The organism is Salegentibacter sp., from assembly GCF_036568425.1.
In the GTDB taxonomy this organism is placed as follows: Bacteria; Bacteroidota; Bacteroidia; order Flavobacteriales; family Flavobacteriaceae; genus Salegentibacter.
The window spans coordinates 1-6,155 of record NZ_DATCSO010000062.1 but is presented as its reverse complement, the minus strand read 5'-3'; the positions used below and the strand labels follow the sequence as shown (position 1 = coordinate 6,155).

General features: G+C 38.1%; 6 protein-coding genes. 1 reads left to right on the top strand and 5 read right to left on the bottom strand.

Annotation, left to right across the window (positions count from 1 at the left end; translation table 11 throughout):
• Positions 1–48 precede the first annotated feature (48 nt).
• The 4 genes from rpsO to VIM94_RS05885 all read right to left on the bottom strand — a co-directional run bounded on the left by rpsO (position 49) and on the right by VIM94_RS05885 (position 5,068).
• Positions 49–318: a 30S ribosomal protein S15 gene (rpsO, locus tag VIM94_RS05900; protein ID WP_332038359.1), complete on the bottom strand. Its 270-nt coding sequence runs from the start codon at positions 316–318 to the stop codon at positions 49–51.
• Positions 319–415: 97 nt separating this feature from the next.
• A complete protein-coding gene (gene accD, locus VIM94_RS05895; protein WP_332038358.1) occupies positions 416–1,273 on the bottom strand; it encodes an acetyl-CoA carboxylase, carboxyltransferase subunit beta in 858 nt (285 codons plus the stop codon).
• A 112-nt stretch (positions 1,274–1,385) separates the two neighbouring features.
• Positions 1,386–2,453, bottom strand: a complete 1,068-nt coding sequence (fbaA, locus tag VIM94_RS05890) for a class II fructose-bisphosphate aldolase (RefSeq protein WP_332038357.1) — start codon at positions 2,451–2,453, stop codon at positions 1,386–1,388.
• A 44-nt stretch (positions 2,454–2,497) separates the two neighbouring features.
• Positions 2,498–5,068 carry a BamA/TamA family outer membrane protein gene (locus tag VIM94_RS05885; RefSeq protein ID WP_332038356.1) on the bottom strand — a complete coding sequence of 857 codons (2,571 nt, stop codon included), beginning with the start codon at positions 5,066–5,068 and terminating at the stop codon, positions 2,498–2,500.
• A gap of 38 nt (positions 5,069–5,106) precedes the next feature.
• Between VIM94_RS05885 and VIM94_RS05880 the strand changes: the two genes are divergently transcribed.
• Entirely contained in the window at positions 5,107–5,832 is a 726-nt protein-coding gene (locus tag VIM94_RS05880) for an RNA methyltransferase (protein WP_332038355.1), read from the top strand.
• A gap of 1 nt (position 5,833) precedes the next feature.
• On the opposite strand, the gene VIM94_RS05875 is transcribed toward VIM94_RS05880, so the two are convergent.
• A partial coding sequence (locus tag VIM94_RS05875; RefSeq protein WP_332038354.1) for an outer membrane beta-barrel protein occupies positions 5,834–6,155 on the bottom strand: 322 nt, incomplete at its 5' end.

Below are 6,155 nucleotides of genomic sequence, written 5' to 3'. Positions count from 1 at the left end.
ACAAATTGCTTCTATATAAAAAAAGGGGGCGTAAAGCCCCCTCGAAATTTATTTTCTTAATCCTAATTCCTTAACGATAGCACGATATCTCATAATATCTTTCTTCATTAGGTAATCAAGCAGGCTTCTTCTCTTACCTACCAACATTACAAGAGAACGTTCAGTGTTGTAGTCCTGGCGATTTTTCTTGAGGTGTTCTGAAAGGTGAGAAATTCTGTGAGTAAACAATGCGATCTGACCTTCAGTGGAACCGGTGTCGTTCTTACCTTTTCCATACTTTTCGAAGATCTCCTGCTTCTTTTCTTTTGTTAAATACATTCCAATATTTATTTAAATGATTTTTATGTATTGACAGTTTTTCTGTCAAGCGGCAAATATACTATTTTCCTAAGATAAAGTTATTTAAAACTCTGGTTTATTTTCTTACTGGTTGATTTTGAATAAGATCCAGATATAAATTTATTTTATTTTTAAGTTCGGAACGCTTCACAATGAAATCAAGAAAGCCATGTTCTTTAACGAATTCGGCTGTTTGAAAATCATCGGGGAGATCTTTCCCGGTGGTGTCTTTAACTACACGCGGACCTGCAAAACCTATAAGTGCTCCTGGCTCTGATATATTAATATCGCCAAGCATGGCAAAGGAAGCAGTTGTTCCTCCAGTAGTTGGATCTGTACATAAAGAAATATATGGGATTTTTGCCTCGGCAAGCTGTGCCAGTTTAACCGAAGTTTTCGCCAATTGCATTAAGGATAATGCCGCCTCCATCATTCGGGCACCTCCCGATTTTGAAATGATCATAAAAGGGATGTTGTTCTTTAAGGCATAGTCGGCTCCACGGGCAATTTTTTCTCCTACTACAGAGCCCATTGAACCACCAATAAAACTAAAATCCATACAGGCTACAACAAGTTCTTTTCCTTTGGAATTCCCTACCGCAGTACGTACGGCGTCTTTCAGGCCGGTTTTATCTTCGGCAGCTTTTAACCTGTCTGTATATTTTTTGGTGTCTTTAAAACCCAGTGGATCTTTAGAGGTCATGTTCTTATCGAGTTCCTTGAACTCATTGTCATCAAAAAGGATCTTGAAGTACTCCTTACTTCCAATCCTTACATGGTAACCATCTTCCGGACTAACATAGAAATTGCTTTCCAATTGTTCAGCATCTACAATTTTTCCGGTTGGAGATTTATACCATAAACCTTTTGGAACATCTTTTTTATGTTCTGTTGGGGTTTGAATTCCTTTTTGTGTTCTTTTAAACCAAGCCATTTGTTTGAGGTTTCAGGGATTGAACTCTTCCGGAACTACTCCGGAGACTGAGGGTTTATTTTAAATAAAAAACAGCTGAAATATAAAACTCCAGCTGTTTTTGCAATTTAAACTATAATGTATTTACGTTATTAAGGTCTTCGAAAGCCTTTTTTAAACGGGCTTTGAAAGTTAGTTCACCTTCACGAACCCATTTTCTAGGATCGTAATACTTTTTATTAGGAACATCATCTCCTTCTGGATTACCTATTTGAGTAGCAAGGAAGTCTTTGTTTTTGTTCATGTAATCGCGAATTCCTTCAAGATATGCATATTGAAGATCGGTGTCAATATTCATCTTGATGACTCCGTAACCAATTGCTTCTCTAATTTCTTCTACAGTGGAACCACTACCACCGTGGAATACGAAATCGATGTGATTTTCTCCTACAGAATATTTCTTGGTAATATACTCCTGTGAGTTTTTAAGAATTTTTGGAGTAAGTTTTACGTTTCCAGGCTTATAAACTCCATGGACGTTTCCAAAAGCAGCAGCAATAGTGAACTGGTCACTAACTTTGCTTAATTCTTCATAAGCATAAGCTACTTCTTCAGGCTGGGTGTATAATTTTGAAGAATCAACTTCGGTGTTGTCAACTCCGTCTTCTTCACCACCGGTAATTCCTAACTCTATTTCCAGAGTCATCCCCATTTTGCTCATTCTCTCAAGATACTTCTTGCTAATCTCCATATTTTCTTCCAGTGATTCTTCTGAAAGATCTATCATATGTGAACTATATAAAGGTTTTCCGAATTGTTCGTAGTGTTTTTCACTGGCATCAAGAAGCCCATCTATCCAGGGGAGTAATTTCTTTGCACAATGATCGGTATGCATAATAACCGGTACGCCATATAATTCAGCAAGTTCGTGAACATGTTTTGCACCTGCTACCCCACCTGCAATTGCAGCCTTTTCATTTTCATTAGACAATCCTTTTCCTGCGTTGAATTGAGCTCCACCGTTCGAGAATTGAATGATAACGGGTGAGTTTAATTCTGCAGCGGTTTCCAATACAGCATTGATACTGCTGGAACCTATAACATTTACCGCAGGTAAGGCAAAACCTTTTTCTTTGGCAAGTTTAAATATTTCCTGTACTTCTTTTCCTGTGGCAACGCCTGGTTTAATATTGTGACTCATAGATTATTTGAATTTGGCTTACAAAAATAAGAAAATTAAATGGCTTAGAAAGGATAATTAATACCCACATTATAAACCGCATGGTTGAAGTTGTAATCTTTAAACCAGCGGTTTCCTTCTTCGCGGGCAGGGTCGTAGGTTTTAAAACCTATGTCGAACCTTAAAACAAAAAAGTTAAAATCATATCTCAATCCAAAACCGGAGCCAACGGCTATATTCTTTAGATCGGAAAAGGAGGTGAAAGTGGCTTCATCATTCTCCACAATATCCAGAACATTCCAGATATTTCCTACATCAATAAAAACTGCCGAATGTAAAGATCCGAAGAGATTATACCGGTATTCCATGTTGAAGGCAAGCTTCATGTTGGCTTCATTAAATTCGTTGCGTCCACCTGTGCTTCCGGGTCCGAGATCATAAGCCTGCCAGGCACGGTTGTCGTTAGGACCCCCTGCAAAAAAACTACGGGCAAAAGGGATGCTGTTGGCATTTCCATAAGGAATAGCAATGCCGCCAAAGGCCCGAACCGCAAAAATATTTTTCCGGCCAAGGTCCCAGTGTTTTATGAAGTCTATTTCAGTTTTTGCATATTGGGAAAAATTCACCCCCAGAATTTTGTAATTTCCGTTGGCATTTTTTTCTAACCCGGCCAACCCGGAGATGGCTGATAAAAGATTACCGGCAGCCTCCACTTTAAACCTGAATCTGGTAAACTCCTGGTCGTACAGGTTTTCTTTAGTATTCCATAAATATGTATAATTAGTAGCGAAGATCAGGTTGTTTTCTGTTAAACGGTTTTTCCTTTCTTTTACATAATTAGCTATTTGGCGTTGCGCTGAATTTAAACCTGTGGTAGGCCCATCATCTCTGTCTATATCTTCAAGGAAATTTTCGGCACCCTGCGGTATGGTTAAATGTCCTTCATCATCAAGGTAATTGGGGCTCGTAACTACATTAGGTGACTGAACAATCTCATTTAACTCATTATAGGAATTGCGGTAAACATTAAAATAATTGTCGGTGTTTAAATTTCTAACATATTGGATATTGACCAGGTCCAGTCTATTTGATAATTGGCGGGAAGGCGTCCATCGATACTCCATTGCCCCAGAAAGATTTCTTTTGTCTAAACCGATGTTGGATTGCGTGCTCACCCCTAAACTCAGGGTGGTGAAAGGCGACATATATTTAGGTATAATTTTTTCGGTATTAATGGGAAGAAATATCCTGGGAAAACTGAGTTTTAGATCAGCTCCAATTTCAGAGATATCAAAAAAACGGTCTTTATCACTACTTGCGGCCGCATCGGTAGATGAGCCAACACTTCCCCTTCCTGAGATCTCCAGGTTTTCAGCTCCCCGAAATACGTTTCTTATCAAAAGAGAACCACCAAAGCCAATCCCAAATTCCTGGATATTGCTTTGTGAGATTTCAAAATCGAAGCCCAGGGAGTATTTCTGTTGTGGGGTGAGAAATATATTTGCTACCAGGTCTGTTCGGGTACTGTCTTCAGGATCTGGCGTGTATCTTATGGTAGGATATTTAAAATTCCGAAGCGAATTAAGCCTATTGTAGGTGCGCGTTCTAGCAATATCACTATAGGTGTTCCCCGGTCTTATAAAAATTGCATCGGTAATAGCTTCGGGTTTGTAACGTTGCTTTTCAAAACTATAAATATTATATCCTTGATGATGAACGCTGTCGGTAACGGGTTTTAACCTATTAGCATAAGCATAATCGGTGAAGACATTTACCTTGGTTACATCGTGGATTTTAAATGCTAAGGTGGCGGTGGTATCGCCTTCGCTTGCAGGCCTGTTTTTTATAATTACCGCCGTATTTACTTTATAATTGGTACCTACGGTGTCCGCTTCAAAACTGATAAACTCCTGATCAAAATTATAAACTCCATTATTTCTGAAAAGGCGGGTGAGTCTGTCTCTTTCGTCATTATAATCAAGGGTTTTGTACTGTACGCCTACTTTTATGTGGGATTCCTGAGCCTTAGCATCGTATAAAGAATCTATTACTTTTGAAGCTATTCTTTTACTTATAGAATCTACAATATAAGGAGTGTGGGTCTTGACATAATACTCTACACTTGCCCGTTTTTTTTTATCTTCGGAAGGAATTATTTTATAATCGGTCTCTACGTTAAACCACCCATGATTCCAATACCATGAGTTTAAACGTCTAACCGATTTTTCGGTTTCTTCTTTGTTTACGATTACGGGAGCTTCCCCTGTATTCTTAATCCATTTGTTGAAATTCTTTCTGGAGAGCAGGAATCTTTCAAATTGCTTATAGGAAAGAACATTTACCAAAAACTTCTTCTTTTTTGGATTGTTTAGATATTTTTGGGTAAGAATAGAATCTATATCCGGTCTTGCGAGGTTATAAAAATGAAGTCGAATAGGCACCCCCAATAACCTGGAATTAGGCTTCTGGTAAAGCTGATTGTAAATTTGGTTATCATTAATTTTTTCTTCATTAAGGAATACAGTGTTATCTGTTAACAATGCCTGGTCACTCTTTACATGTTTTACAGCGTTACAGGAAATTAATAAAGACTGGAATAAGAAAAATAATGATATTTTTGCGAGAAACCGGTTCAAACAGTCGTTTTTTAAGAAATCAAAAATACATTTTTTGTATGGTTAGTAAAAGCCAAATTAAGTTAATACGAAGTCTTGCTCAAAAAAAGTATCGGCTTAAAAATGGGATGTTTATTGTTGAAGGTGAAAAAAGTGTACGAGAATTTCTTGCTTCGCGATTTCAATTGGAAAAGCTTTATACAACTAAAAATCGTTTTGGTACCCCCGACTCCCATACCGTATTGGTTGCTGAAGAAGACCTAAAAAAAATAAGTCAACTTAAAACCCCTCAAAGCGTACTGGCAATTTTTAAAATTCCCAGACAGGAAGTTTTTCGGCCTCAAGGCCTGGTAGTTGCTTTGGATGGTGTAAGAGATCCCGGTAATCTTGGAACAATTATTCGCTTATGTGATTGGTTTGGAATTAAGAACCTGATCTGTTCTCCTGATACTGCCGATGCTTTTAACCCAAAAGTAGTGCAGGCAAGTATGGGCTCGTTAACCCGGGTGAAAATAGTTTACGGAGATTTGGCTGAATTTATTGAAAATGCCTATAATCTACCGGTTTTTGGAGCATTTATGGATGGCGAAAATATTTACCAAAAAACGCTTCCGGCTGAAGGAATATTGGTAATGGGTAATGAAGCCAACGGAATTTCAAAAAAGATAGAGAAGCTAATCACCCAGAGAATAGGAATCCCCCGGTTTGGCGATATCAATCAAACAGAAAGTCTTAATGTGGCTACCGCAACTGCCATTCTTCTAAGTGAGTTTAAGCGCAGGTAAGCTACTGAAAAGTAAAGTTTAGAAAAACTGCCCGGGTAGACATTTTTTCAATGTTCCCTGTAAAGGTACTGTTGGAGGTATTATCTCTTATTAATTCATCGTTAATAGCAAACACTCCTCTTATGGAGGGTGAAAACTTAAAATAATACAAGTATAGGTCTACTCCAAATCCAATTTCGTAATAATAGGAATTTGTAGTCATCCTGAATTGCCCGGCATAATTATCATCAGGGTTGTTTTCGTTACTCGAGAGGTTAATAGAAGTAGAGAGACCTCCTACCACAAAGGGTTTGAAATTGTTAAGCCTGTCGGTCGAAAATTTA